The following is a 324-nucleotide window of genomic DNA, read 5'->3' as shown; positions in this document are numbered from 1 at the left end:
TCCGGCCGCCCCTCCGCCGGAAAGACCGGCACCGCCGAGGAGGACAGGGCCGCCTGGTTCGCCGGCTACACCCCCGACCTCGCCACCGTCATCGCCGTCATGGGCCAGGACCCCGACACCGGCGCCCAGAAATCCCTCTACGGAGCACTCGGCCTCCCCCGCATCAACGGCGGCGGCGCCCCCGCCCAGACCTGGGCCCAGTACACCCGCACCGCCCTGCGCGGCACCCCGGTCGCCAACTTCCGCCTCGACCTGGAGCGCGGCACCGACGAGACCGAACTCCCCAGCGAGGAGGGCACCCCACCCGGCACCACCGGACAGCCG

The 324-nt window shown here is 75.0% G+C and carries 1 pseudogene; it reads left to right on the top strand.

Annotation, left to right across the window (positions count from 1 at the left end):
• Positions 1-324 (top strand): annotated as a pseudogene (locus JGS39_RS40430) (transglycosylase domain-containing protein); the annotation flags it as partial.

Origin of the sequence: Streptomyces poriferorum (genome assembly GCF_019399235.1) — a bacterium.
GTDB lineage: Bacteria > Actinomycetota > Actinomycetes > Streptomycetales > Streptomycetaceae > Streptomyces > Streptomyces poriferorum.
The sequence above is the reverse complement of the archived record's forward strand: the minus strand, read 5'-3'. Positions and strand labels throughout refer to the sequence as shown.